This window comes from Streptomyces lichenis (genome assembly GCF_023218175.1).
In the GTDB taxonomy this organism is placed as follows: Bacteria; Actinomycetota; Actinomycetes; order Streptomycetales; family Streptomycetaceae; genus Streptomyces; species Streptomyces lichenis.
The window spans coordinates 52,167-77,961 of record NZ_JALPTH010000031.1 but is presented as its reverse complement, the minus strand read 5'-3'; the positions used below and the strand labels follow the sequence as shown (position 1 = coordinate 77,961).

21 protein-coding genes and 1 pseudogene are annotated in these 25,795 nt (G+C 74.3%); 13 read left to right on the top strand and 9 right to left on the bottom strand.

The genetic code is table 11. The annotated features are described in order from the left end of the window. The first annotated feature begins 34 nt into the window (after positions 1–34). The 5 genes from M1O15_RS26260 (at position 35) to M1O15_RS26240 (ending at position 6,801) form a co-directional block, all read left to right on the top strand. On the top strand, positions 35–1,309 hold the full coding sequence (locus M1O15_RS26260) for an ABC transporter substrate-binding protein (RefSeq protein ID WP_248636678.1): 1,275 nt from the start codon (positions 35–37) through the stop codon (positions 1,307–1,309). A gap of 209 nt (positions 1,310–1,518) precedes the next feature. Then, entirely contained in the window at positions 1,519–3,210 is a 1,692-nt protein-coding gene (locus tag M1O15_RS26255; RefSeq protein WP_248636659.1) for a glycoside hydrolase family 13 protein, read from the top strand. After that, complete coding sequence (locus M1O15_RS26250; protein WP_372499591.1) at positions 3,207–4,532, top strand: ABC transporter substrate-binding protein; 1,326 nt, start codon at positions 3,207–3,209, stop codon at positions 4,530–4,532. The genes M1O15_RS26255 and M1O15_RS26250 overlap by 4 nt, the downstream gene beginning before the upstream one ends. A 5-nt stretch (positions 4,533–4,537) precedes the next feature. After that, positions 4,538–5,872: an ABC transporter permease gene (locus tag M1O15_RS26245; RefSeq protein WP_248636658.1), complete on the top strand. Its 1,335-nt coding sequence runs from the start codon at positions 4,538–4,540 to the stop codon at positions 5,870–5,872. Further along, on the top strand, positions 5,869–6,801 hold the full coding sequence (locus tag M1O15_RS26240; protein WP_248636657.1) for a carbohydrate ABC transporter permease: 933 nt from the start codon (positions 5,869–5,871) through the stop codon (positions 6,799–6,801). Before M1O15_RS26245 ends, M1O15_RS26240 begins: the two co-directional genes overlap by 4 nt. Positions 6,802–6,887: 86 nt before the next feature. On the opposite strand, the gene M1O15_RS26235 is transcribed toward M1O15_RS26240, so the two are convergent. Beyond that, complete coding sequence (locus M1O15_RS26235; RefSeq protein ID WP_248636656.1) at positions 6,888–8,195, bottom strand: ROK family transcriptional regulator; 1,308 nt, start codon at positions 8,193–8,195, stop codon at positions 6,888–6,890. Between the two features lie 236 nt (positions 8,196–8,431). Here M1O15_RS26235 and M1O15_RS26230 point away from each other — a divergent pair, with 236 nt between their 5' ends. The 4 genes from M1O15_RS26230 to M1O15_RS26215 all read left to right on the top strand — a co-directional run bounded on the left by M1O15_RS26230 (position 8,432) and on the right by M1O15_RS26215 (position 13,070). After that, on the top strand, positions 8,432–9,763 hold the full coding sequence (locus M1O15_RS26230; protein ID WP_248636655.1) for an ABC transporter substrate-binding protein: 1,332 nt from the start codon (positions 8,432–8,434) through the stop codon (positions 9,761–9,763). A 10-nt stretch (positions 9,764–9,773) separates the two neighbouring features. Further along, positions 9,774–10,766, top strand: coding sequence for a carbohydrate ABC transporter permease (locus M1O15_RS26225; protein ID WP_248636654.1), 993 nt, complete (start codon positions 9,774–9,776; stop codon positions 10,764–10,766). A 61-nt stretch (positions 10,767–10,827) separates the two neighbouring features. After that, the gene (locus M1O15_RS26220) at positions 10,828–11,667 is read left to right on the top strand and encodes a carbohydrate ABC transporter permease (protein ID WP_248636676.1); all 840 of its coding nucleotides are present in this window, start codon (positions 10,828–10,830) and stop codon (positions 11,665–11,667) included. 35 nt (positions 11,668–11,702) lie between these two features. Continuing rightward, positions 11,703–13,070 carry a GH1 family beta-glucosidase gene (locus tag M1O15_RS26215; protein WP_248636653.1) on the top strand — a complete coding sequence of 456 codons (1,368 nt, stop codon included), beginning with the start codon at positions 11,703–11,705 and terminating at the stop codon, positions 13,068–13,070. Between the two features lie 102 nt (positions 13,071–13,172). On the opposite strand, the gene M1O15_RS26210 is transcribed toward M1O15_RS26215, so the two are convergent. The 4 genes from M1O15_RS26210 to M1O15_RS26195 all read right to left on the bottom strand — a co-directional run bounded on the left by M1O15_RS26210 (position 13,173) and on the right by M1O15_RS26195 (position 17,067). Continuing rightward, entirely contained in the window at positions 13,173–13,472 is a 300-nt protein-coding gene (locus tag M1O15_RS26210) for a hypothetical protein (protein ID WP_248636652.1), read from the bottom strand. Positions 13,473–13,546: 74 nt separating this feature from the next. Next, positions 13,547–14,773, bottom strand: coding sequence for a cation:proton antiporter (locus M1O15_RS26205; protein WP_248636675.1), 1,227 nt, complete (start codon positions 14,771–14,773; stop codon positions 13,547–13,549). Positions 14,774–15,233: 460 nt separating this feature from the next. Continuing rightward, a complete protein-coding gene (locus M1O15_RS26200; protein ID WP_248636651.1) occupies positions 15,234–15,899 on the bottom strand; it encodes a response regulator in 666 nt (221 codons plus the stop codon). Between the two features lie 7 nt (positions 15,900–15,906). After that, positions 15,907–17,067 (bottom strand): sensor histidine kinase, encoded by a 1,161-nt coding sequence (locus tag M1O15_RS26195; protein ID WP_248636650.1) that lies wholly within the window; start codon positions 17,065–17,067, stop codon positions 15,907–15,909. Positions 17,068–17,431: 364 nt separating this feature from the next. Here M1O15_RS26195 and M1O15_RS26190 point away from each other — a divergent pair, with 364 nt between their 5' ends. Next, positions 17,432–17,605: a hypothetical protein gene (locus M1O15_RS26190; protein WP_248636649.1), complete on the top strand. Its 174-nt coding sequence runs from the start codon at positions 17,432–17,434 to the stop codon at positions 17,603–17,605. A 2-nt stretch (positions 17,606–17,607) separates the two neighbouring features. Here M1O15_RS26190 and M1O15_RS26185 read toward each other — a convergent pair whose 3' ends face one another. Together M1O15_RS26185 and M1O15_RS26180 are read right to left on the bottom strand one after the other, a co-directional pair. Next, positions 17,608–18,825: a cation:proton antiporter domain-containing protein gene (locus tag M1O15_RS26185; RefSeq protein WP_248636648.1), complete on the bottom strand. Its 1,218-nt coding sequence runs from the start codon at positions 18,823–18,825 to the stop codon at positions 17,608–17,610. A 224-nt stretch (positions 18,826–19,049) separates the two neighbouring features. Next, on the bottom strand, positions 19,050–20,321 hold the full coding sequence (locus tag M1O15_RS26180) for a glycoside hydrolase family 16 protein (RefSeq protein WP_248636647.1): 1,272 nt from the start codon (positions 20,319–20,321) through the stop codon (positions 19,050–19,052). A gap of 362 nt (positions 20,322–20,683) precedes the next feature. Between M1O15_RS26180 and M1O15_RS26175 the strand changes: the two genes are divergently transcribed. Together M1O15_RS26175 and M1O15_RS26170 are read left to right on the top strand one after the other, a co-directional pair. Beyond that, positions 20,684–21,916, top strand: a complete 1,233-nt coding sequence (locus tag M1O15_RS26175) for an AI-2E family transporter (RefSeq protein WP_248636646.1) — start codon at positions 20,684–20,686, stop codon at positions 21,914–21,916. A gap of 141 nt (positions 21,917–22,057) precedes the next feature. Continuing rightward, a pseudogene (locus M1O15_RS26170) lies at positions 22,058–22,252 on the top strand (hypothetical protein); the annotation flags it as partial. A gap of 29 nt (positions 22,253–22,281) precedes the next feature. Here the strand turns inward: M1O15_RS26170 and M1O15_RS26165 are convergent. After that, positions 22,282–23,223: a GNAT family N-acetyltransferase gene (locus M1O15_RS26165; RefSeq protein ID WP_248636644.1), complete on the bottom strand. Its 942-nt coding sequence runs from the start codon at positions 23,221–23,223 to the stop codon at positions 22,282–22,284. A 210-nt stretch (positions 23,224–23,433) separates the two neighbouring features. On the opposite strand from M1O15_RS26165, the gene M1O15_RS26160 reads away from it, so the two are divergent. Continuing rightward, positions 23,434–25,002, top strand: a complete 1,569-nt coding sequence (locus tag M1O15_RS26160; protein ID WP_248636674.1) for an MFS transporter — start codon at positions 23,434–23,436, stop codon at positions 25,000–25,002. A gap of 22 nt (positions 25,003–25,024) precedes the next feature. Here M1O15_RS26160 and M1O15_RS26155 read toward each other — a convergent pair whose 3' ends face one another. Then, positions 25,025–25,519 (bottom strand): cupin domain-containing protein, encoded by a 495-nt coding sequence (locus tag M1O15_RS26155; protein ID WP_248636643.1) that lies wholly within the window; start codon positions 25,517–25,519, stop codon positions 25,025–25,027. Between the last annotated feature and the right edge of the window lie 276 nt (positions 25,520–25,795).

The window sequence follows — 25,795 nt, the reverse complement described above, 5'->3', positions numbered from 1 at the left end:
CGGGGTCCTGCGCCGGGTGCTCGGGGAGGAACCTGTGCGGTGGATACGTGCCGCGGGGAGGGGCCTCCTGGTCGCCATGATCGTCCTGACCGGGTACGCGGCCTCCGGTACGGCCCCGGGGAGCCGGGCGCCCGGCGGCGGACGCGGTCCCATGACGCTGGCCACGGCCGGCGATCTCACCGGCTATCTGGGCCGGGTGCTGGACGGATGGAACCGCGCGCACCCGGGCGAGCGGGTCACCCTGGTCGAGCTGCCGGACTCGGCGGACGAGACCCGGTCCCAGATGGTCACCGATCTGCGCTCGGGCGCGGGGCGGTTCGACGTCCTCAACATCGATGTCGCCTGGACCTCGGAGTTCGCCGCCGCGGGGTGGATCGCCCCGCTGGACCGCGCCCGCTTCCCGCTGAGGACCTTCCTGCCGCCGGTGGTGGGCACCGCCACCTACGGCGACCGGCTCTACGCGGTCCCGTATGTCACCAACGCCGGAATGCTCTACTACCGCAAGGACATCCTGGCCCGGGCGGGCGAACGGCCGCCGCGCACCTGGGCGGAGCTGGAGCGCCAGGCGCGCACCCTCGCGCCGGAGTACGGACTCGACGGGTACGCGGGCCAGTTCCTGCCGTACGAGGGGCTGACGGTGAACGCCGCGGAGGCGGTGTACTCGGCGGGCGGCTCCATCCTCGGCGACGAGGGCGAGCGGGTGACCGTGGACTCGGCGGCGGCCCGCACCGGAATCGGCTTCCTGGCCCGGGGCGTGCGGGACGGCTGGATCCCCCGGGAGGCGCTCGGGTACACCGAGGAGGAGTCGCGGCGGGCGTTCCAGGAGGGCAGGCTGCTGTTCCTGCGCAACTGGCCCTACGCCTACGCCGGGGCGTCCGGCGAGGACTCGGCGGTGGCCGGGAAGTTCGGCGCGGTACCGCTGCCCGGGACCACGGGGCCGGGCACCAGCGTGCTGGGCGGCTCCAACCTGGCGGTGAGCCGCCACGCGCGCCATCCCGAGTCGGCGCGCGACCTCCTGGCGTACCTCACCAGCGAGCCGGTGCAGCGCCGGGTGCTGAGCGAGGGCGCCCTGCCGCCGGTGCGGGCGGCGCTCTACGAGGACCCGGCGCTGGTGCGGCGGTTCCCCTATCTGCCGGCGCTGCGGGAGAGCCTGCTGACGGCGGCCCCGCGCCCCAAGAGCCCGCACTACGAGCAGGTCAGCCTGGCCGTGCAGGCCGTGGCGCAGGACGCGATGGCGCAGCACCAGACACCCGCGGCCGCCGTGCGGCGGCTGGCCGGCGAGCTCGCGGCCATCGCCCGCCGCCGCTGACCCCCGCCTCACCTCTTCGCCGGATCGTACTTACCTGTTAGGTAGCCGCAGGCGACCATCACGCCTGTCATAGCCGGACATAAGCCGCAGAGTTTCGCGGATTTCCGCACCATCGTTGACACCCTCTCGACATGCCTACCTAACATGCATGCATAACCGCTACCCGCTCCGGATGGCGCGCACCCCTTCGAGGAACAGGTCAACGGGTGATGCTCACCGCTCCGGCCCATGACGGCCTCTCGCAGCACCGCACACACCGGTCCGCCCCGCCCTGGTGGCGCGACGCGGTGATCTACCAGGTGTACGTCCGCAGCTTCCTGGACAGCACCGGGGACGGCATCGGCGACCTGGCCGGCGTCCGCGCCGGTCTGCCGTATCTGAAGAAGCTCGGTGTGGACGGCGTCTGGCTGAGCCCGTTCTACCCGTCCCCGCAGGCCGACCACGGGTACGACGTCGCCGACTACCGCGAGGTGGACCCCGTCTTCGGGGACCTGGAGGAGTTCGGCCGGCTGGTGGCCGACGCCCACCGGCTCGGCATCCGGGTGCTGCTGGACATCGTCCCCAACCACTGCTCGGCCGAGCACGCCTGGTTCCACGAGGCGCTCGCCTCCGGCCGGGACAGCGAGGCCCGCGCCCGCTTCCACTTCGCCGAGGGCCGCGGCCCGGGCGGGGACGTCCCGCCCAACAACTGGCACGCCATGTTCGGCGGCCCGGCCTGGAGCCGGGTGACCGAGCCGGACGGCAGCCCCGGCCAGTGGTACCTGCACATGTTCACGCCCGAGCAGCCCGACCTGAACTGGCGCAACCCCGAGGTGCCCGCCCACTTCGACCAGGTGCTGCGGTTCTGGCTGGACCGGGGCGTGGACGGCTTCCGGATCGACGTGGCCGCCGGGCTCTTCAAGCATCCCGGGCTGCCGGACTCCCCCGACCCCGAGGCCGACGCCCGCACCCGCGACTCGGTCAACCCGCTCGCCTGGAACCAGCCCGAGGTGCACGAGGTGTGGCGCCAGTGGCGGGCGGTGTGCGAGGAGTACACCGCCCGGGACGGCCGCGAACGGCTGCTGGTCGGCGAGGTCTCCGTCCCCAGTGCCCGCGAGCACGCCAAGTACGTCCGCCCCGACGAGCTGCACCAGGCCTTCTTCTTCGACCTGCTGAGCGCCCCCTGGGACGCCGGGGCCTTCCGCACGGTGATCGAGGAGGCGGTCCGGGACATCGCCGGGACCGGCTCCACCATCACCTGGGTGCTCAACAACCACGACCAGGTGCGCACGGTCACCCGGTACGGCGAGTGCGGCACCGGGGGCAGCGGTCTGGGCGCCGCCCGGGCGCGGGCCGCGGCGCTGCTGATGCTGGCGCTGCCGGGCGCGGCGTACCTCTACCAGGGCGAGGAGCTGGGCCTGCCGGAGGTGGTGGACCTGCCGGACGAGGTGCTCACCGACCCGATCTTCCGGCGCACCGGCAACCGGGCCCGGATCCGCGACGGCTGCCGGGTGCCGCTGCCCTGGTCGGGCCACGCCTCCCCGTTCGGCTTCAGCGCCGGCGCGGAGAGCGCCAAGCCCTGGCTGCCGCAGCCCGGCTGGTTCGCCGAGCACGCCACCGACCGGGCGCTCGCCGACACCCGCTCGTTCTGGCACCTGTACCGGGACGGTCTGCAACTGCGGCACGGACTGCCGCAGTTGGGCGAGGGCACGCTGCGCTGGCTGCCCTCCCCGCCCGGCGTGCTGGTCTTCGAGCGCGGCGAGGGCCTGGTCTGCGCCGTCAACTTCACCGCCGGCCCGGTGCCCGCACCGGCGCCCGGCGCCCCTCTGCTGTCCAGCGGCCCCTGCCCGGCCGGCGTCCTGCCCGGATCCACCGCCGCCTGGTGGACCGGGGACCACACCACCTCGGAGGTACCACGATGACCATGCGACGACGGATGGCGACGGCGTGCTGCTCGGCGATCACCCTCTCCCTCGGGGCGACCGCCTGCGGCGGCGGCCCGGTGAGCGCGGGCGGCGGGGAGAAGGAGCTCAGCGGCCAGACCCTCAGCGTGGCCGCGGTGTGGTCCGGCGCCGAGCAGAAGAACTTCCAGAAGGTGCTGGACGCCTTCACCGAGAAGACCGGCGCCACGACGCAGTTCACCTCCACCGGGGACAACGTCTCCACGGTCGTCGGCAGCAAGATCGAGGGCGGCAACGCCCCCGACGTGGTGATGGTCCCCCAGGTCGGCGTGTTGCAGCAGTTCGCGAAGAAGGGCTGGCTCAAGCCGCTGACCCCGGCCACCGGCAAGGCCGTCGACGCCGGCTACGCGCCGGTGTGGAAGGAGTACGGCTCCGTCGACGGCACGCTCTACGGGCTGTACTTCAAGGCCGCCCACAAGTCGACCGTCTGGTACAGCCCAGAGGCCTTCGCGCAGGCCGGGGTGAAGCCGCCGACCGGCTACGAGGAGATGCTGAAGAGCGGTCGGGCCGTCTCCGACTCCGGTCTGCCGGCCTTCGCGGTGGCCGGCGAGGACGGCTGGACGCTCACCGACTGGTTCGAGAACATCTACCTCTCCCAGGCCGGACCCGTGAAGTACGACCGGCTCGCCCGGCACGAGATCCCCTGGACCGACCCCAGCGTGGTGAAGGCCCTGACCACCCTCGGCGAGCTGTTCTCCGACCGGAAGCTGATCGCGGGCGGGCAGAAGGGGGCACTGGGCACCGACTTCCCCGGCTCGGTGGAGAAGGTCTTCGGCCCCGACCCGGAGGCCGGCATGGTCTACGAGGGCGACTTCGTCGCGGGCATCGCCAAGGACCAGTTCGGCAGGAAGATCGGCCAGGACGCCGCCTTCTTCCCGTTCCCCGCGGTCGCCGGCGGCAAGGCCCCGGTCGTCAGCGGCGGTGACGCGGCCGTCATGCTGAAGGACGGCGGGAACCAGAAGGCCGCCGAGGCCTTCACCGAGTACCTGGCCACCCCGGAGGCGGCCGCCGTGTGGGCGGAGGCGGGCGGGTTCCTCTCCCCCAACAAGAAGCTGGACGTGGCCTCGTACGGCGACGACACCCTGCGGGCCACCGCCGAGTCGCTGATAGCGGCCGGTGACGCGGTGCGCTTCGACATGTCGGACCAGGCTCCGGCCGCCTTCGGCGGCACCAAGGGCGTCGGCGAGTGGAAGCTGCTCCAGGACTTCCTGCGCGACCCCTCGGACCCGGCGGCGACCGCGGCCGCGCTGGAGGCCGCCGCCGCCAAGGCGTACCAGGGCTGACGGCGATGACCACCACCCTCACCGCGGGGGCCGCGGGGCCCCGGCGGCGCGCCCGGCGCCGCCGGCGGACCACCGCCGTCGCCTTCGTCCTGCCGGCGCTGCTGCTGCTCGGCGCGCTGGTCGTCTACCCCGTGCTGTTCTCCGTGGGCCGCAGCTTCTTCGACGCGGCCGGAACCGCCTTCGTCGGCGGGGACAACTACGCGGAGATGTTCCGCGACCCGGCCACCCTGACCGCCCTCCGCAACAGCGCGATCTGGGTGGTCGTCGCCCCGACCCTGCTCACCGGGCTGGGGTTGATCCTCGCCGTGCTGGTGGAGAAGGTCCGCTGGGCCACGGCCTTCAAGCTGCTGCTGTTCATGCCGATGGCCGTCTCCTTCCTGGCGGCGGGGATCATCTTCCGGCTCGCCTACGAGGAGGACCCCGACAAGGGCGTGCTCAACGCGGCGGTGGTCGGGGTGCACGACGCCTTCGCGGGCACCTCCTCCTACCCGACCGCCCGGCCCCGGGAGGACCAGGGCGTCACCGAGGCCCGAGACGGCTCCTACGGTACGGCCGAGGCCGTGGCGCCGGGCAGCACGGTGAACCTCGGGCTGGTCGGCGTAGCGCCCAAGGAGATGCCGGCCGAGGCCCGGCCCGCGCCGGCCGCGGCGAAGGCGGGCGCCGGGGAGCTGCGCGGCGCCGTCTACCTGGACTTCACCCCCGGCGGCGGGGGCCGCCCCGGGGTGGTCGACCCGGCCGAACGCGGGCTGCCCGGGCTGACGGTGGAGGCCGTACGGGACGGCGGGGCGTCCGCCGCCACGACGACCACCGCGCCGGACGGCTCGTACCGCTTCGAGGGCCTGGCGGACGGCTCGTACACGGTGCGGCTGCCCGCGGCGAACTTCGCCCCGCCCTTCGAGGGCGTCTCCTGGCTCGGCCCGGCCCTGGTCACCCCGGCGATCATCGGCGCCTATCTCTGGATCTGGACCGGCTTCGCCATGGTGCTGATCGGCGCCGGGCTCTCCTCGCTGCCGCGTGACGCGCTGGAGGCGGCCCGGATGGACGGGGCGAACGAGTGGCAGGTGTTCCGGCGGATCACCGTGCCGCTGCTGGCGCCGGTGCTGACGGTCGTCTTCGTCACCCTGGTGATCAATGTGATGAAGGTCTTCGACCTGATCTACATCATCGCCCCGGGCCCGGTGCAGGAGGACGCCACGGTGCTGGCCACCCGGATGTGGCTGGTCTCCTTCGGCGGCGGCAACGACCAGGGGCTCGGCAGCGCGCTCGGGGTGCTGCTCCTGCTGCTGGTGATCCCCGCCATGGTCTTCAACGTCCGCCGCTTCCGCAGGAGTCAGTCATGAGCGCGACCGCCACCGCCCCTCCCCCGGCTCCCTCGCCGCCGTCCGCCCCGCCGCCGGGCGCCCGGCCCGCGCCTCCCCGGCCACCGGCCGGCGGCCGGCTGCGCCGCCTGCTGGGCAGCTCGCTGGTGCAGGCGTTCCTGGCGGTGGTCGGCCTGGTGTGGATCACCCCGGTCGCCGGGCTGCTGCTCTCCTCGCTGCGCTCGGCGCACGACAACGCCGCGAGCGGCTGGTGGACCGCGCTCACCAGCCCCGCTCAGCTCTCGTTCGACAACTACACGAGCCTGCTGGGCAACGCGGGGATCACCCGGGCGTTCTGGAACACCGTGCTGATCTCGGTGCCCACCACCGTGCTGGTGGTGGTGCTCGCGGCACTGGCCGGATACGCCTTCGCCTGGCTGGAGTTCCCCGGGCGGGACTGGATCTTCCTGCTGGTGGTGGCGCTGCTGGTGGTCCCGGTCCAGGTGGGGCTGCTGCCGGTGGCGAAGCTGTTCGGGCAGCTGGGGCTGTTCGGCACGATCCCGGGCGTGGTGCTGTTCCATGTCGCCTACGGACTGCCGTTCGCCGTCTTCCTGCTGCGCAACTACTTCGCCGACATCCCGCGCGAGATGCTGGAGGCGGCGCGGATGGACGGCGGCGGCGAGTGGATGATCTTCACCCGGCTGGTGCTGCCGGTGGGCCGTCCGGCCATCGCCAGCCTGGCGATCTTCCAGTTCCTCTGGGTGTGGAACGACATGCTGGTGGCGCTGCTCTTCGCCGACGGCTCCTCGCAGCCGCTGACGGTGGAACTCCAGTCCCAGGTCCGGCAGTTCGGCAGCAACATCGACGTCCTGGCGCCGGGTGCGTTCCTCTCCCTGATCGTGCCGGTGGTCGTCTTCTTCGCTTTCCAGCGGCACTTCGTCCAGGGCGTGATGGCCGGCTCGGTGAAGTGAGCCGCCCTTGGCCCCGGACCCCCTGAACGCGGGCGGGGCGCCTCACACGGGGGAGGCGCCCCACCCGTGCCCGTACGACCGGCGGGTCAGCCCCGGACCCGCCCCTGCATCGCCGTCTGCCAGGCCGGCAGGACCACCTCCCGCTGCCGCGGCTTCTCCTCCCGGCGTCCGCCCGCGTCCAGGAAGACCGCGAGCGGCAGGGTGGCCGCCCCCACGGTGACCGCGTCCGGGCCGAGCGCGCCGAGGGCGATGGCGGCCCGGCCCGCCGGATACGCCAGCGCGTAGGCGGCGGCGTGGCCGCGCACCGCCTCCAGGAAGCGCGGGCCGAGCAGCAGCCCGGCCCAGCCGCCGACCAGCACGCGCTCCGGCTGGAACAGGTTGATCAGCCCGGAGAGCCCGGCCCCCAGATACTCGGCCGTGTCCGCCAGCACCGCCGAGGCCACCGGGTCGGCCCGGCCCTCGCCCTCCGCCGGATGGGCGGCGGCCACCAGCGCGGCGAGCGCGGTCTCCTCGTCGGCACCCTCCGGGGGCCGCCCGCCCGCCTCGCGCCACCGCTCCAGCAGGGCCGCGGCACCCGCGTAGGCCTCCAGGCAGCCCGGGGCGCCGCAGCGGCAGCGCCGCCCGCCGACCCGTACGGTGACATGCCCCCACTCCAGCGCCCGCCCCTGCTCGGCCCGGTCGGTGACCAGGCAGGCGCCCACTCCGGAGCCGAACAGGACCACCGCGGCGCTCTGCGCGCCCCGCCCGGCGCCGAACCACATCTCGGCCTGGCCGAGGGTGCGGGCGCCGTTCTCGATCAGCACCGGCAGTCCGGCGGGCAGCCGGCAGGCGGTGCGCAGCAGCCGCTCCAGCGGGACGGCGTCCCAGCCGTTGGTCTGGCCGTGCACCACGGCCCCCTGCTCCCCGGCGGCGGCCACGATCCCGGGCACCCCGACCCCGATCCCCACCAGCCGGCCGTCACCGCCGGGCTCCCCCGCTGCCCGCAGCACCTCGGCGACGCCGTCGCGGATGTGCGCCACCACCGCGTCCACGTCATAGGCGGCGGCGCCGCTCATCGGGCGCTCCGCGCGGGCGAGTTCGGTGAGGGCGAGGTCGAACAGCTCGACCCGGACGCGGGTCTCGCCGACGTCCACGCCGATGAGCCGTCCGGCGGCCGGGGCGATCCGCAGCAGGGTGCGGGGGCGGCCGCCGTCGGAGTCCACCGTGCCGGCCTCTTCGAGCAGTCCGTCACCGACCAGGTCGCCGACCACGTTGCTGATGGTGCCGGAGCTCAGTCCGGTGGCGGGGCCGAGCTCCTGGCGGCTCAGCGGGCCGCCGAAGTACAGCCGCCGCAGTACGGCGGCGCGGTTGCCGCTCCGCAGGTCGTTGACCGTCCGCCCGGTTCCCGCTGCCATCCGGCCCCCTTCGGCCCTGTCCGTGCCCACCGGCCTTGTATACCGCCCATCGGCCGTGTGCGGCGCGGAACTTCCTCCTGCCGGGCCCCTTGACGGTACCGCTGACGAGAGCTTAACTCACGTCCTAAATTAAGCCGTGAGGGCGCTTGGAGGGTGCAGCCCGGCCCTCTCCCCCGATGCCGTCGGTCCGCCGTCCTTCGGCCCCGCTCGCTCCACCGGAAGGGACCCCCGGAGCCATGCGCAGAATCCGTGCACGAGCCGTCCGAGCCGCGGCCGGCGGTGCCGCCGTCCTCTCCCTGCTCGCCGCCGCCACGGCGTGCGGGGGCGGCACCTCCGCCTCGGGCGGCTCCGGCGAGTCGTCGAAGACCCTCACCTACTGGGCGTCCAACCAGGGCCCGAACATCGAGGCCGACAAGAAGATCCTGGAACCGGAGCTGAGGAAGTTCGAGAAGCGGACGGGTATCAAGGTCAAGCTGGAGGTGGTGCCCTGGTCCGACCTGCTCAACCGGATCATGACCGCGGCCACCTCCGGTCAGGGGCCGGACGTGCTGAACATCGGCAACACCTGGTCGGCCTCGCTCCAGGCCACCGGGGCGCTGCGGCCCTGGGACGAGGCGAGCCTGGAGAAGATCGGCGGGCGGGACCGGTTCGTGGAGTCGGCGCTCGGCTCCACCGGCGCCCAGGGCCAGGACCCGGCCGCGGTGCCGCTGTACTCCATGTCGTACGCGCTGTACTACCACAAGAAGATGTTCGCCGAGGCCGGGATAGCGGGTCCCCCGGCGACCTGGGACGAGCTGGTCGCCACCGGGAAGAAGCTGTCCAGGGACGGCACGTGGGCGCTGGGCGCGGAGGGCGCCAACCTCTCCAACAACATCCACCAGGTGTTCGTGCTCGGCAAGCAGCACGGGGCGGACTTCTTCGACGCCCAGGGCAGGCCCGACTTCACCTCGGACGGTGCCGTGAAGGCCGTGAAGCAGTATGTCGACTTCATGGCCGAGGACAAGATCATCGCGCCGGGCAACGCCGAGTACGCGCAGAACCAGTCGCTGAGCGACTTCGCCAAGGGCCGCACGGCCATGGTGCTCTGGCAGGCTGCCGCCTCCACCTTCGCCTCCCAGGGCATGGCGGACGACGAGTGGGGCGTCGCCCCGGTCCCGGTCGCCTCCGGCGCGCCCGGCCAGGGCACCAGCACCAACTCCATGGTGGCCGGGATCAACCTGGCGGTCTTCAAGAACACCAGGAACGTCGACGGGGCGCTGAAGTTCGTGAAGTTCATGACCAGCGACGAGGAGCAGCGCCTGCTGTGCTCCACCTACGGCTCGATCCCCCCGGTGAAGGCCGCGCAGACCGATCCGGCGTTCGACCGGCCGGAGTTGAAGGTGCTGCGCAGCACCCTGGCCACCAGCGCGCAGGCGCTGCCGCAGGTGCCGAACGAGTCGCAGTTCGAGACGGTGGTGGGCACCGCGGTGAAGAACCTCTTCGCCGCGGCCGCGGGCGGGCGGGCCGTGAGCGAGGAGTCGGTGCGCGCCGAACTCACCAAGGCTCAGGCGCAGATGGCGCAGGGCTGAGCGGACCGCGATGACCGTCACCACCACCGCGAGCGCCGGCCCCCGCGACGACCGGGAGCCGGCCCCCGCCACGCCGCCTTCCCCGCGGAAGGGGCGCCGTCCGGGACGGGCCCTGCCCTACCTCCTGCTCCTGCCGGCCCTGCTGCTGGAGATCCTGGTCCATCTGCTGCCGATCGTCATCGGCGTGGCGATGAGCTTCCGCGAGCTGACCCAGTTCTCCCTCCGGGACTGGGGCGCGGCCCCCTGGCGGGGGCTGGACAACTTCCGGCTGGTGGTGGACCTGGACGCCCCCGCCGGGCAGGCACTGCTGCGGTCCTTCGTCACCACCTGCCTGTTCACGGTGGCCTCGGTCGGGCTCTGCTGGCTGCTGGGCACGGCGGCCGCCGTCTGCCTCCAGGACACCTTCCGCGGCCGGGGCCTGCTGCGGGCGCTGTTCCTCGTCCCGTACGCGCTGCCGGTGTACACGGCGGTGATCACCTGGTCGTTCATGTTCCAGCGGGACAACGGGCTGGTGAACTACGTGCTCCACGACCAGCTGGGGCTGCTGGACTCCCCGTCCTTCTGGCTGATCGGCGACAACAGCTTCTGGGCGCTGCTGACCGTCTCGGTGTGGAAGGGCTGGCCGTTCGCCTTCCTGGTGGTCATGGCCGGGCTGCAGAACGTGGACCGGGAGATGTACGAGGCGGCCGCCCTGGACGGGGCGGGGCGGTGGCAGCAGCTGCGCCGGATCACCCTGCCCTCGCTGCGGCCGGTCAGCCAGGTGCTGGTCCTGGTGCTGTTCCTGTGGACGTTCAACGACTTCAACACGCCGTTCGTGCTGTTCGGCAAGGCGGCACCGGAGGCGGCGGACCTGGTCTCCATCCATATCTACCAGTCCTCCTTCGCCACCTGGAACTTCGGCGCCGGCTCCGCGATGTCGGTCCTGCTGCTGCTGTTCCTGCTGCTGGTGACGGGCGTCTACCTGTTCCTCACCTCGCGCGAGCGGAGAGTCTCCCGTGGCTGACCCCTCCCGGTATCCGCCCCCGTCCCGAGCGGTCCGCTCGGTCCGCTCGGTCCGCTCGCCGATGGCGCCCCCGCGCTCCTTCCTCTGGTCGCGGCGGATCTTCCTCACCCTGCTCTCCGCCTTCGTGCTGCTGCCGGTGTACGTGATGGCCTCCAGCTCGCTGAAGCCGCTTCAGGACGTCTCGGGGAAGTTCCGCTGGCTGCCGAGCGGGCTCACCGTCCGGCCGTACCTCGACATCTGGGAGACCGTGCCGCTGGCGCACTACTTCGTCAACTCGCTGATCGTGGCGGGCGCGGCCACCGTCTGCTCGGTGGTGATCGCCGTCTTCGCCGCGTACGCGGTGAGCCGCTACCGGTTCCGCGGCAAGCGGCTGTTCACGGTGACGGTGCTGTCCACCCAGATGTTCCCCGGCATCCTGTTCCTGCTGCCGCTGTTCCTGCTCTTCGTCAACATCGGCAACGCGACCGGGGTGGCGCTGTTCGGCTCGCGCGGCGGGCTGATCCTCACCTATCTCACCTTCTCGCTGCCGTTCTCGGTCTGGATGCTGATCGGCTACTTCGAGTCGGTGCCCCGGGAGTTGGACGAGGCCGCGCTGGTGGACGGCTGCGGACCGCTGAGGGCGCTGCTGCGGGTGGTGGTGCCGGCGGCGGTGCCGGGGATCGTGGCGGTGGCGGTGTACGCGTTCATGACCGCCTGGGGCGAGGTGCTGTTCGCCTCGGTGATGACCGACGAGACCACCCGGACGCTGGCGGTCGGGCTCCAGGGCTACTCCACCCAGAACGACGTCTACTGGAACCAGATCATGGCCGCCTCGCTGGTGGTCAGCGTGCCGGTGGTGGCCGGCTTCCTGCTGCTCCAGCGCTATCTGGTGGCCGGGCTGACCGCCGGCGCCGTCAAGTGACGCGCCCCCTTCGCAAGGATCGTGAGAGGACATCCGTGACCGAGTTCACCGACCACGCCGCCCTGCCGCCCGACTTCGCCTGGGGCACGGCCACGTCGGCCTACCAGATCGAGGGGGCCGTCGCCGAGGACGGACGGGCGCCCTCCATCTGGGACACCTTCTCCCACACCCCGGGCACCATCGACGGCGGCGACCACGGCGACACCGCCTGCGACCACTACCACCGCTGGCCCGAGGACATCGCGCTGATGCGCCGGCTGGGGACCGGCGCCTACCGCTTCTCGATCGCCTGGCCGAGGATCGTGCCCGGCGGCGACGGCCCGGTCAACGGGCGGGGGCTCGACTTCTACGACCGGCTGGTGGACGGCCTGCTGGAGGCCGGCATCACCCCCTCCGCCACGCTCTACCACTGGGACCTGCCGCAGGCGCTCCAGGACCGCGGCGGCTGGACGGTCCGGGACACCGCCCACCATCTGGCGGGCTACGCCTCCGCCGTCGCCGGACGGCTCGGCGACCGGGTGCGCCACTGGGCCACCCTCAACGAACCGCTCTGCTCGGCGTGGATCGGGCATCTGGAGGGCCGGATGGCCCCCGGTACGCGGGACCTCACCGCCGCCGTACGCGCCTCCTACCATCTGCTGCTCGGCCACGGCCTGGCCGCCCAGGCGGTACGGGCCGCCGCGCCGGACGCCGAGGTGGGCATCGTCAACAACCTCTCCACCGTCGCCCCGGCCAGTGACCGGCCCGAGGACCTGGCCGCCGCCCGGCGGATGGACGGCCACACCAACCGCTGGTGGCTGGACCCGGTGCACGGCCGCGGCTTCCCGGCGGACATGGTGGAGGTGTACGGGGTCCAGCTGCCCGAACGCCCCGGCGACGCGGCCGTCATCGCGGCCCCGCTGGACTGGCTGGGCCTCAACTACTACTTCCCGGCCGTGGTCGCCGACGACCCGGACGGCCCCGCGCCCTTCGCCCGCCAGGTCGAGCGGCCCGGGGTGCCGGTGACCGGGATGGGCTGGGAGGTCGACGCGGGCGGCATCGAGACGCTGCTGCTGCGGCTCACCGAGGAGTACGGGGCCCGGCGGCTGTACGTCACGGAGAACGGCTCCGCGTACCCCGACGCCGTACGGGCGGACGGGAGCGTCGACGACCCGGAGCGCACCGCCTACCTGGAGCGGCATCTGGCGGCCTGCGCGCGGGCGGTACGCAAGGGCGTACCGCTGGCCGGCTACTTCGCCTGGTCGCTGCTGGACAACTTCGAGTGGGCCTACGGCTACGGCAAGCGGTTCGGCCTGGTGCACGTGGACTACGCCACCCAGCGGCGCACCGTCAAGGGCAGCGGCCACCGGTACGCCGGCATCATCCGGGCCCATCGCGCCGCCCACTCCGGCAGCGCGGCCTGACCCGCCCGGCCACCCGCCGGAACGGGCGCGGGCCCGGGTGCCGAAGCTCCCCGGGCCCGCGCCGCCCTCTCCGTACGGCCGTACCGCCGTACCGCCGTGCCGTCAGGCGGTGACCGGCAGCAGCCCCATCACCGGTGCCACCGGCTCGATCAGCTGGCGGGCCTGCCCGATCTGCTGGAGCCCGGCGAGGCCGCCGAGCTGCTGGGTCACCCGGGGCACCTGCGCGGCCCGCTCGGCCGGCAGCCCCAGCGAGGAGACCTCGTCCACCCGGCTGACGACGGACGGGGCGCCCGGGCCCACCGGGAGGGGGACCCCGGCGACGGCCGAGGCGGAGGGGGCGGAGAGCGCGGAGGCGCCGGCGGCGACCGCGAGGGCGGCGAGTACACGATGGGTCTTGGTCATACCCCGGTCAACGCCCCCGCCCCCTTCCGGACACGCCCCGTCCCCCTGACGGGGCCCCACCCCCTCGGGAATCCTCAGCCGCGGGCGGTGGCATCCTCCTTCACCACCTCCCGCCGTCCGCCCTCCTCCTCCCCGCGCTCCCCGCCCCCCGCGCGGGTCGGACCGCGGGTGGAGCGCAGCGCGCGGGCGAGCCGGTGTGAGCGGCCGGCCGCGATGGGGCCGAGCACGGCCAGCACCAGCACATAGCCGGCGATGAACGGGGCGAGCCGTTCGTCCAGTCCGGCCGAGGCCGCCATCGCGGCCAGGATCAGCGCGAACTCGCCGCGGGCCAGCAGGGTGGTGGCGATCCCGGCGGCCGGTTCCGGCCCGAACCCGTGCAGCCGGGCGGCGAACAGGCCGGCCGCCACGTTCATGGCCACGGTCAGCGTGGCGGCGATCAGCACCGGACCGGCGACGGAGAGCACGTCCCCGGGGTCGATGGCGAGGCCGAAGCCGAAGAAGAAGAGGGCGCCGAAGGCGTCCCGCAGCGGATGGACCAGCTCCCGGATACGGGGCCCGGAGGAGGTGGCGCCGAAGATCAGGCCGACCATGAAGGCGCCGATCGCGTCGGCGACACCGAGGAGTTCGGAGACCCCGGCCACCAGCACGGCGGCGCCGAGGAAGCTGATGACCAGCAGTTCGTTGTCGCGGACCGCGATCAGCCTGCCGACCAGCCGGACGCCGTAGCGGGCGACGGCGGCCAGCAGCAGCAGGAAGCCGAAGGCCTTGGCGGTCTGGAGGATCATCTCGGCCGGGCCCTGGGCGCCGCCGATGACGGGTTGCAGCGCGGCCAGATACAGGGCGAGGAAGATGTCCTCGACCACGATGACGCCCAGGATCAGCCGGGTCTCGGGGCGTTTGAGCCGCCCGAGGTCGATGAGGATCTTGGTCACGATCGCGGACGAGGAGATGCCGATGACCCCGGCCAGCACCAGGGCCTCCCGCGCGCCCCAGCCGAGGGCGAAGCCGAAGCCGAGTCCGGCGCCGACGTTGAGCACCAGATAGGCCGAGCCCGCGGCGAGCAGCCGCCGCCCGCCGCTCCTGAGGTCGTCGAGGTGGAACTCCAGGCCCAGGTAGAACAGCAGCAGGACGAGCCCGAGTGCGGAGAGCATGTCCAGGTCGTGCGGGTCCCGCACCAGGACGAGGCCGGGGGTGTGCGGGCCGAGCAGGATGCCGGCCAGCATGAAGAGCGGAATGGTGGGCAGCCCGATGCGGCTGCCGAGCCGGGCGAGGAAGGCGGCCGCCAGGAAGGCGCCGCCCATGGCGAGCAGGGTCTCAGCGTGTCCCACGGGTCACCGCCTTCGTCGCGGCCGACGGGGCCTCGGCCGGGGTTCTCCACGCCGCCGCCGGGGCGCCTGCGGACGAGCGGGGGTCGGGCTGTGCGGTCGAGCGGGGGCGGATGCGTCCTCCCGGGCGGGTCGGCGCGTCCCCGCGGCGGCCGGGCGGCCGGCCCGCGGGACACGGACGGTCATGGCGTACGGTGTGCGGCTCCCGCGCCCGGGGCTCCCGGGCCCCGGGGGGAACCGCGCGCCGGTCCGGCTCAGCCGCCGCGGTGGGCGGGCCGCTCCGTGGGCGGCGCCGCGTCTTCGGGCGGCGCCGCGCCTTCGCGGGTGCCGGGACCGGCGTGCCTCCATGATCGCCCGCACCCCGCCCCCGGACCATCGGTGCCGGCACCCATATCGGGTGGGGGGCACCCTGTAGGCGCCGCCGGTGGCGGGTCCCTCAGCGGCCGGGGGTGACCAGCCCGGACTCGTAGGCGACGACGACGGCCTGGGCGCGGCTGTCCAGGCTGAGTTTGCCCATGGCGCGGTTGAGGTGGGTCTTCACGGTGGCCTCGCTGATGAACAGCTCGCCGGCGATCTCCAGGTTGCTCAGGCCGCGGGCGGTCAGCCTCAGCACCTCGGTTTCGCGGTCGGTCAGCGCGTCCAGGTCCGGCGGGCGGCGGGCCGCCTCGCCGGCGCTCTGGCGGGCGTAGGCCTCGACCAGGCGCCGGGTGACGCTGGGGGCGAAGAGCGCGTCGCCGCCGCCGACCGCGGCCACCGCGGCGAGCAGCCGCTCGGGGCCGGAGTCCTTCAGCAGGAAGCCGGAGGCTCCGGCGCGCAGGGCCCCGTACACGTACTCGTCCAGGTCGAAGGTGGTGAGGACGAGGATCCGGGGCGGCGGGGCGGCGGCCTCGGCGAGGATGCGCTCGGTGGCCTCGATCCCGCCCATGCCGGGCATCCGGATGTCCATCAGGACCACGTCGGGGCGGGTCCGGGCGGCGAGGGCGACGGCCTCCTCGCCGTCGGCGGCCTCGCCCACCACCTCGATGCCCGGGGCGGCGGTGAGCAGGCCCGCCAGGCCCGCGCGGATGAGGAACTGGTCGTCCACGACGAGCACCCTGGTCATTCGGTGGTCATTCCGTCGTGCCGTCCCCCGTCGGTGCGGTCCTCGCGGAGGTCGGCAGGGTGAGCCTGACGGCCCAACCCCCTTCGCCGCGCGGGCCGGTGCTGATGGTCCCGCCGTACAGCTTGGCGCGCTCGCGCATGCCTATCAAGCCGTGGCCGCCGCTGTCGGCCGGCTTGTCCGAAAGCACCCTCCGCCCGTCGTCGAGGACCGCCACGGCGACATGGTCCCGGCCGTAGCGGAGGTGGACGCGGGTGGCCGCGCCGGGGGCGTGCTTGACGGCGTTGGTGAGGGCTTCCTGCACCACGCGGTAGGCGCACAGGTCGACGCCCGGCGGCAGCGGGCGCTCCTCGCCGTCGACTTCCAGGGTGACGGGCTGGCCGCCGGCCCGTACCCGGTCGACCATGTCGCCGAGTCGGTGCAGTCCGGGCATGGGCCCGGCGGGGGCGCTCTCCTCGTCGGCGCGCAGCACCTTCAGCACCCGCCGCATCTCCTCCAGGGCCTCCTGGCTGGTGCCGGCGACATGGGCGAGCGCGCCCCGGGCGGTGCCCGGGTCGGAGTCGAAGACGAAGCGGGCCAGCCCGGCCTGGACGGAGATCACCGACATGTGGTGGGCGACCACGTCGTGCAGTTCCCGGGCGATCCGGCCGCGTTCCTCGGCGACCGCGCGCAGGGCCCGTTCGCGCTGCTCCTCGGCCAGCCGGCGGGCCAGCTCGGCGGAGCGCCGGGTGAGATGGCCGAAGTGGATGAGGACCAGCGGGAATCCGGCGGCCTGGGCGAGGACGGCGGCCATCCCGGACCGCCCGTCGATGGCCCCGGCGTAGATCCACACCCCGCTCATCAGGACGGCGCAGAGCGCGGCGGTGCGCAGCGGCCGCAGGGCGGCCACGGTGTAGATGGCGAGCATCGAGGCGGAGGCGTTGACGACGGGCCAGTAGCCGAGGGTGACATAGCAGGCCCAGACGGCGTGGACGACGAGGCAGACGGCGACCGGGGCCCGGCTGCGGGCCACCGCCGGGAGGTTGGCGAGGGCGAGCAGCAGATAGCCGGCGGCGTCGAGCGGCGGCCAGCGCTGGGCGGTCGACTCCTGGGCGAGGAGTACGGCGACGCCGGTCAGCGCCGTGGCGACCAGCGCGTCGGCGGCGAGGGGGCGGAGGGGACCTTTCCGCATCAGCGCAGCGTAGCCCCGGGCGCGCGGGCGCACGTCCACCTTCCGCGGTACCGCGGACGTCGCAGGAACCGCCGTACTGCCGCGCGGGTGGTGGCCGGGAATCCGCCCCTGGCCGGACGCCGGTCCGGCGCCCCCGCCCGTAGCGTCGTCATCGCGACCGCACCTCCACGGGGCGGGTGTGGCGCCCCGCCGCGGACACGGGGGCGGGGCGGGGCGCCGCACGCCGGGCGGCGGGGGCGGTCGAAGGACGCGGTGGTGGAGCGCGGCGCGGACGGCGCACCGCGCTCCGCCACCGCCGTACCGCGTCGCCGGGGACCGGCCGGGGCTACCGTGGTGGTCCCGGCCACGAGGGAGGTCTCCGGCGATGCGACGGATGCGCATACTGCTCGCCCTGCTGTTCGCCGCGCTGGCGGCGGGCAGCCTGGGCCGGGCGCTGGAGGGCTCCGGCCCGGTCACGGTCGGCTCCCTGGTCACCGCCGCCTTCCTGGCGGTGCTGGCCTGGGCCTGTCTGCGGGGCGGGCGGGCCCCGCGCGGCTGACCTCAGGAGGGGTCAGCGTCGCGGGCGAGGGTGCGGCGGGCGTAGTGGCGGCCGAGCGGCTCGGCGCTCAGCCCGTGCAGGACGATGCTGAGCATCACCGTCATCACCATCACCTGGGCGATGAACCCGCCGCGTTCGTCGGGCAGTTCGACCACCGCCAGCAGTCCGAAGACGATCGAGGTGACGCCCCGGGGACCCATCCAGCCGAGGAAGAGCCGGTCGCCGAGGGTGAGCGGGGTGCCGATCAGCGCGAGCAGCACGGGCCCGATCCGCACCAGGGTGACGGCGAGCAGCGCGAAGAGCAGGACCGGCGCCTCGAAGCCGTCCCAGAACTCGTCGTTGACGATCTGCCCGAAGACGAACCACAGCGCGAGCGTCAGCAGGGTGACCACGTCGTCGGCCATCTCCACGGCGGAGTGCCCGATCCGGGCCAGGGTGGGGGCGAAGCAGACCCCGGCGACGAAGGAGGCGACGAAGCCGTTGCCGCCGAGCGCCACCGACAGGGTGTAGGCGGCGACGGGGACGGCGAGTACGGCGAGTCTGGTCGCCGAGGCCTGGGTCCAGCCCCGCGCCCAGGACCGGCGCAGGGTCCAGCCGGCGGTGAGCCCGGTGGCGGCGCCGGCGGCGAGCGCCCAGCCGGCCGCGGTGACCGCCTCCAGCAGGGCTTCCGCGTAATCGGTGGAGCCGCCGGAGTGCGACTCCACCCCGATGGCGACGCAGAGCAGGAACACCGGTGAGACGACACCGTCGTTGAGGCCGCCCTCGACGTTGAGCACCTCGCGGAGCCGGGCCGGGATGCGCCGGTCGCGGACCACGGCGGTGGTCGGGGCGAGGTCCAGCGGGACGACCACGGTGGCCAGCGCCGCCAGCAGCCAGGCCGGCTGGCCGGGGAAGCAGGCGAGACCGGCGAGGAAGGCGGCGCACAGGGTGAGCGGCAGCGCCACCGCGAGCAGCCGGGCGGTGAGGTCGCGTTCGCGGCGGATCACCGCGCCGGGCACCTCGGTGGCGTCCACGAACAGCAGCAGGGCGAGGACGACCTCCACCGCGTGCTCGAAGGCGGTGTTGTCGAACTCGAAGGTCAGCGGCGGGTGGTCGCCGTGGGTGAGGGCGATCCCGGCGGCCATCAGGGCGATCGGGGCGGTGATGCTCCAGCGCGCGAGGCGGTGGGACAGCAGGGCCCAGGTGAACAGGATCCCGGCGATGACGGTGTAGGCGAGCATGGGCCCCCTGGCCTGGCGTCGGGTCGCGGCGACCGGGGGCCGCCCTTTCCGGGTGCGGGGCCCGGCGGCCTCCGCGAAGGGGACGATATGCGCCGACGCGCCGGGGGCCGCGGCTCGCCATACAGCCGTTGGGGTGGTGTGTACGGGGCGGGGGCGGCCGCCGCCGGAGAGGGCGGCGGCCGCCCGGGCCGGGCGGTGGGGCGGGCGGTGGGGCGGGCGGTGGGTCAGCCGCCGAGGGTCCACTTCTGGTTGGCGGCTCCGGTGCAGGTCCACAGCTGGGTGGGGGTGCCGTCGGCCGGGTTGCCGTCCCGGACGTCCAGGCACCGGTCGGCCGGGATGTTCACCAGGTCGCGGGTGGCGGCGTTGTACGACCAGCGCTGCGCACCGGTGCCGTTGCAGTCCCACAGCTGGACCCGGGTGCCGTCGGCGGTGCCGGCCGCCGCCGCGTCCAGGCACTTGCCCAGCGCCCGTACGGTGCCGTCGCCGCCCACGGTCCAGCGCTGGGCGGCCGAGCCGTTGCAGCCGTAGAGCTGGACGGGGGTGCCGTTGGCGCTGTTCGCCCCGGCGACGTCCAGGCACTTGCCGGCCAGTCCGCGCAGGGCGCCGCCGGGCGCCGGGCCGTCGGAGGTGGTGACCCGGACGTGGTCGACCAGGAGCTGCTGGGGGAAGGCCGTGGAGCCGTCGGGGTCGCCGGGCCAGTAGCCGCCCACGGCGAGGTTGAGGATGAGGAAGAACGGCTTGTCGAACACCCACTGCCGGCCGCCGAGGTCGGCGGGGGTGCGGCGCTGGTAGACGGTGTCGTCCACGGACCAGGTGATCGCCCCGGGCGACCAGTCCACCGCGAAGGTGTGGAAGGCGTCGGCGAAGGCCTGGCCGTTCGGGAGGGTGTAGCCGGCGCCGATGCCGCCGCTGCCGGAGTAGCCGGGGCCGTGCAGGGTGCCGTGCACGGTGCGCGGCTCGAAGCCGACGTTCTCCATGATGTCGATCTCGCCGCTGTTCGGCCAGCCGACCTGGCCGATGTCGTTGCCCAGCATCCAGAAGGCGGGCCACATGCCCTGGCCGCGCGGCACCTTCATCCGGGCCTCGACCCGGCCGTAGGTGGTGGTGAAGCGGCCCGCGGTGTTCAGACGGGCCGAGGTGTACTCGCACCGGCCGTACCAGCACTGGTGGTTGCCCGGGTTCTCCCGGCGGGCGGTGATCACCAGCTGGCCCTGGCCGTTGAGGGCGGCGTTGGCGTTGCCGGCGGTGTAGAACTGCCGCTCGTGGTTGGCAACGTTGTCGCCGGTCTCGGTCTGCCACTTGGCGCCGTTCACGGCGGAGCCGGCCGGGCCGTCGAAGGTGTCCTCGAAGGTCACCGCCTGGACGGCGGCCGGGGCCGCGGAGGGTCGGGGAGCGGGCGCGGCGGGGGCGGCGGAGGGTGCGGCGAGCACGGTGGCCAGCAGCGCGGCCACCACAAGAGTCGAACGGAGGGTCAGGCGGCGTAGTCCTGTGGACATGGGCGTCCCTCGGGGGTGGGGGCGGGGGATGGGGGTCGTCCTGGCTGGGAGGGGCGGCGGCGCACCCGCGGGCGGCTCGTCCGCGGCGGCCGTTGGTCCGTACCTGTGAGCCTTCGGGAAGTGAAGCGCCGCTGGCGTGACCCTGTCAAGACAGTGGGAGAGCGCTCTCTGGCACGCCTCATGCGGCGGACAGGTGCCACCCTGCTCCGTGCCCGCCGCCCGTACGGCGGACGGGTGCCCGGCGGTGCGCGGTGGGCGATGCCCCTCACCGCCCCCTCGGCCATGCGGCGGACGGGTGCCCGGCGGCGGACGGGCGCGCCGCTCACCGGCCGCCCGGCGCGCGGGTGGTAGCAGGTGGAGGCATGCCCACCCCCGTACAGCCCCCAGGCGACTCCTCCCCGCGGCGCCCGTCCCGCGGTCCCCTCCGTCCCGCCGTCCGCCCCTACGCCCGGGCGGCGGCCCACCCGGCGTCCCGGGGCCGCGCACCGGAGCCGGCCGGGGCGCCCGGGGCCGACGGGCCGGAGGCGGGGACGCGGGTGTATCCGCCGCTGCGCACGGCCGCCGCGCACGCCTGGCGGCTGCTGGTGGTGGCCGCCGCGGTGTACGGGGTGTTCGCGCTGCTGGGCCGGTTCCATGAGCTGGGCGTCGCGGTGTTCCTCGGCCTGGTGGTGACGGCACTGCTGCGCCCGCTGGTCGACCTGCTCGCCCGTCCGCTCCCCCGCGCACTGGCCGTCGCCGTCTCGCTGCTCGCCGGGATCGTGCTGGTGCTCGGGGTGCTGGCCCTGGTCGGCGACGCGGTGGCGGGCGAACGGCGGGTCCTGGTGCGGGAGTTCGTCACCGGGGTGGACCGGATCGAACGCTGGCTGGAGGGGCCGCCGTTCCGGCTGGACCCGCACGCGCTCACCGATCTCCAGGCCCGGATCGGGCAGTTCCTCGCCAGCCACCGCTCCACCCTGATCTCCACCGCGATCAGCGGGGCGGGCCGGCTGGTGGAGGTGGTGACGGTGTTCGCGCTCGCGCTGTTCAGCTCGGTGTTCTTCCTGTACTCGGGTGACCGCCAGTGGGCCTGGTTCTGCGGCCAGTTGCCGGAATCGGTGCGGCCCCGCACGGCACTGGCCGGCCGCACCGCCTGGCGCACCTTCACCGGGTACACCCATGGCATCGTGCTGGTCGCCGCGACCAACGCCGTCCTGGTCGGTCTGGCGCTCTTCCTGCTCGGCGTGCCGCTCGCGCTGCCCCTCGCCCTGCTGGAGTTCTTCGCCGCGTTCGTCCCGCTGATCGGCTCGCCCATCGCCCTCGCGGTGGCGGCGGTGGTGGCGCTGGCGGCCAAGGGGGTGGTGGCGGCGGTGGTCGTGGTGGCGCTGATCGTGCTGATCGGCCAGCTCGAAGGGCATGTGCTGCACCCGCTGGTGATGAGCTGGGCGGTCCGGCTGCACCCCGTGGTGGTGGCGTTCTCCGTCATCGGCGGCGCCATCGCGGCGGGCGTGCTGGGCGCGATCGTGGCGGTGCCGCTGGTGTCGGTGGTCTGGGCGGTGCTCCAGACGCTGCGTGACCGCGCCGAGGGCGGGGCCGGGCGGGCGCCCGGGGGGCACTGACCCGGTGGCCGCGGATCCGGCCGCCGGGGGAACCGGCGGTGTGGCGAGCGTGGTGATACGCCGCGCGGACACCTCCGCGGGTGGCTTACGGCTGCGGTATCCGGCGCATGTCCCGGAGCGGGCAAGACCTCACCGGCCGTCCGGGCCGCGTCCTGGGTGGTGCCCATGTCGGGGGACACCGACCGGGACGTCCAGACCTGGGCCCGGGCGATCGACGGCATGCCGCGGGAACGGGAGGACCGGTTCGCCGCCGCCGAGGCGCTCCGCGTCGAGCCGGCCCGGCGCCGGCCCTGGTCGGCCGCGGTGGACGGCCTGCTGACCGCCCTGGGCCTCTGAGCGCGGCACCGGATCCCCGTACGTGCCGCTCAGGTGACCGGCAGCACCGCCTCCCAGGTGTCCACCGAGAAGTCCGGGGCCATGCCGTGGGCCTCGTACAGCCGCAGCGCGCCCGTCGCGTTGAGGGTGTCCACGCCGAGGCCGAGGGTGCCGCGGCCGCGGGCGGCGTACACCGCGAAGGCGTGGCGGAGCAGATGCCCGGCGATCCCCCGCCCGCGCGCGTCCCGGCGCACCCCGAGGTTGCCGATCCAGCCCATGGCGGCGCGGTCGTCGCGGGTGAGCATCACCGCGGCGTCGGTGCCGTCCAGGGCGGCTATCCACACCAGGGACCAGTCGATGTGCCGGGCCCCGATGTCGTCCAGCCACTGCTCGTAGCCGCGCTGCTGGTGGTCGAAGTGCTCGCGGAAGGTCTCCTGGAGCAGGGCGTGGGCGAGCCGGCGGTCGGCCTCCTCGGCGCAGTCGCGCAGGACGAGCCCGGCGGGCGGCTCGGGGACGCGGTGGTCGGTGCCGTCGAGGGCGCGGGTCAGCACCTGGTAGCGGCGCACCGGACTCCAGCCGCGCCGCTTCAGGACGGCGAGGTCGGTGGTGGGGCGGGAGTTGAGCTGGAGGTGGAGCACGGCCCTGGCGACCCCGTTGCCCCCGGCGCGCTGGACGGCCCGTTCCTCGGCCAGCGCGAGCAGCCGCTCGCCCGCCTCCTGGTGGTCGGGCAGCACATAGTGGTCGAGGTCGATGCGCTCGGCCCCGGAGTCGTCCCAGACGATGGCGTACGCCACCAGCCGGCCGCCTTGGAAGGCGAGCCAGGAGTCCCGGGCCAGGTCGACCTCCGGGTGCCCGAGGTCGGTCTCGACCGCGTGCAGATCGGTGTCGGGGCGGCCGATCTCGATGGTGTCGACGGCGTTGAGCAGATCGCAGACGAGGGAGGCGTCCGCCAGGGTCGCGGGGCGGATGTCGATGAGGGGTGCCGTGTGCATCGGGCCACTGTCCGGTGATCACCGCGGCCCCCGCAACCGAATTCCCGGCGGCCCGCCGTTCCGAGCTGCGGGACGCCCGCCGGGCGCGCACCATCGGAGGGTATGAAGGACCGACGGGGCAGGACCGCGGCCGTTCCACCGGACTCACCGGACGCCGCCTCCGCGACGGGCGGGGCGCGGGCCGAGCGGCGGCCGCTGGCACTGACGGCGATGCTGTTCGCGGTGTCGATGACCTTCATCGACCAGACGATCGTCAGCATCGCGGCGCCGGACATCGTGGACGAGCTGGGGCTGTCCTCCTCCGGCATGCAGTGGGTGGTGAACGCCTATCTGCTGTCGCTGGCCGCGTTCTTCGCGCTCGGCGGGCGGCTGGCGGACATCCTGGGGCCGCGCCGGACGGCGGTGGCCGGGACGCTGCTGTTCGTCCTCTCCTCGGTGCTGTGCGGCTGTGTGCCGTCCGGCTCGTTCGCCCAGCCGTGGCTGGTGCTCTTCCGGGTGACCCAGGGCATGGGCGCGGCGCTGATGTTCCCGGCCGCGCTCGCCGTGGTGGTGGCGGTGTTCCCGGTGGAGCGGCGGGGCCGGGCGCTGGCGCTGTTCTTCGGGCTGTCCGGGGCGCTCACCGCGATCGGCCCGCTGCTGGGCGGCTGGCTCACCGACTGGACCTGGCGGGCGGTCTTCTGGGTCAACGTGCCGGTGGCGGTGGCCGCGCTGGTGCTCACCGCGCTGGCCCGGATCCGGGACGTACGCCGCCCCGAGCGGCTGGACGTGGTGGGTGCCGCGCTGGTGGTGGCCGGCATGGGGCTGAGCGTGCTCGGGCTCCAGCAGGCCTCGGCCTGGGGCTGGGCCTCCCCGCTGACCTGGCTGTGTATCGCGGGCGGCCTTGCGGTGCTGGTCCTCTTCTGCCGGTACGAGCTGACGGTGGCCGATCCGCTGATCCGGCTCGGGGCGTTCCGGGACCGGGCGTTCCGCGCGGACTCCCTGGTGCTGTTCTTCGCGATGCCGGCGTTCGTCCCGGTGTTCTTCTTCGCCTCGGTGTACGCGCAGGTGTCGCTGAGCGCCTCGCCCCACCAGGCGGCGCTGTTCCTGCTGTACTTCTTCGCGGGCTTCGGCATCGCCTCCCAGTGGGGCGGCCGGATCGTGGACCGGAGCGGGGCGCGGCCGGCGCTGAAGCTGGGCTGTGCGCTCGGCGCGGCCGGGTTCGCCCTGTGGGCGGGGAAGCTGACCGACCTGTCGACGCACGACCAGTGGCCGTACGCGGCGATGGCCGGCGCGGGCATCGGCCTCGTGCTGTCACCGGCCTCCACGGACGCGGTGAACCGGGCGATCGGCGCCTCCTACGGCGAGGTCACCGGGATCACCCAGACCATCCGCAACTTCGCCGCCGCGGTGGGGATGGCGGTCTTCGGCACCGTGCTCAACCATGTGATGACCGAGCGGGTGGTGGCCTCGCTGGAGTCCCGGGGGCTGTCCGCGGGCGCCTCGCGGTCGGTGGCCCAGGACGTCGCCGAGGCGGTCAGCGGCCATCCCGACGGCCATGTCCCGGCCGGCGACGGGCCGGTGGCGACGGCCATGCGGGATGCGATGGACGCGATCCGGCTGGACTTCGCCGAGGCCAACCAGTGGGTGTTCTACGGGATGGCCATCGCGCTGGGCATCGGCTACCTCTGGGCGCTGACCCACCCCGGCGGCAGGGCGGCGGCCTCCGCCGAGGACGAGCGGCGCACCGAGGACGCGGTGTCGTCCGCGGCCACCGAGCCCCCGGCGGGCGCGGGCCGCTGAGCCCTCCCGACGCGCCGCGGTCTCAGCCAGGCGGGCGGGCCGGGAGCGGGGTGCCGCAGCGGCTGCAGTAGCGGGCGTCCACCTCGATGGCGTGCCGATGGCACTCCCGGCAGACCCGGTGCACGGCGCAGTGCGCCGCCTCGCCCGTGCCGGCCGGCCGGGTGCGGCCGATGCGCAGTCCGGCGCGGCGCCGGTGCGCGGTGATGAAGACGATGCCCTCGGGGCCCGGCTCCATGGCCCGCCGGGCGCCGCGCGGCAGATAGACCACGGCGCCCCGGCCCGCCTCCCGGCGCACCCCGTCGACCACCAGGGCGCCCGTCCCGGAGACCACCACGAGCAGCACGTCCACCTGGGACTCGACATGCTCGCCGACCGGGGCGCCGGGCGGGACGCGCACCACGTTGGCGTCGAGCTGGCGGTTGCGGCGGCCGAGTCGCCACAGGGCGCCGCCGCGTCCGCCGCGTCCGGCGCGGACGAGCGCCTCGACGTCGGTCTGCTCAAGGCCGGTGGTGCTCACAGCCAGGGTGTCCCTCTCGGTGCGGCGGGCCCGGCTCCATCGCCTGGGCGGCGCCATCCTCCCAGCTCGCGCCGGGCCCCGGACACACTCCGGCCCCGATCCGGTCGCCTCCGGGGCCGTCGACGCGTGTGATCCGGCCACTACGGCGCCGGGCGCCGCGGCGGCTTTCGCGCGGGCGGCGGGGGTGCTTCCGCGCGGCGGGAGGCCCGGGCGCCGGGGTGGTGGTCAGGGGCTGCCGGAGGTTGGACCGGTTGGCGCAGCGCGCCAGGACGGCCG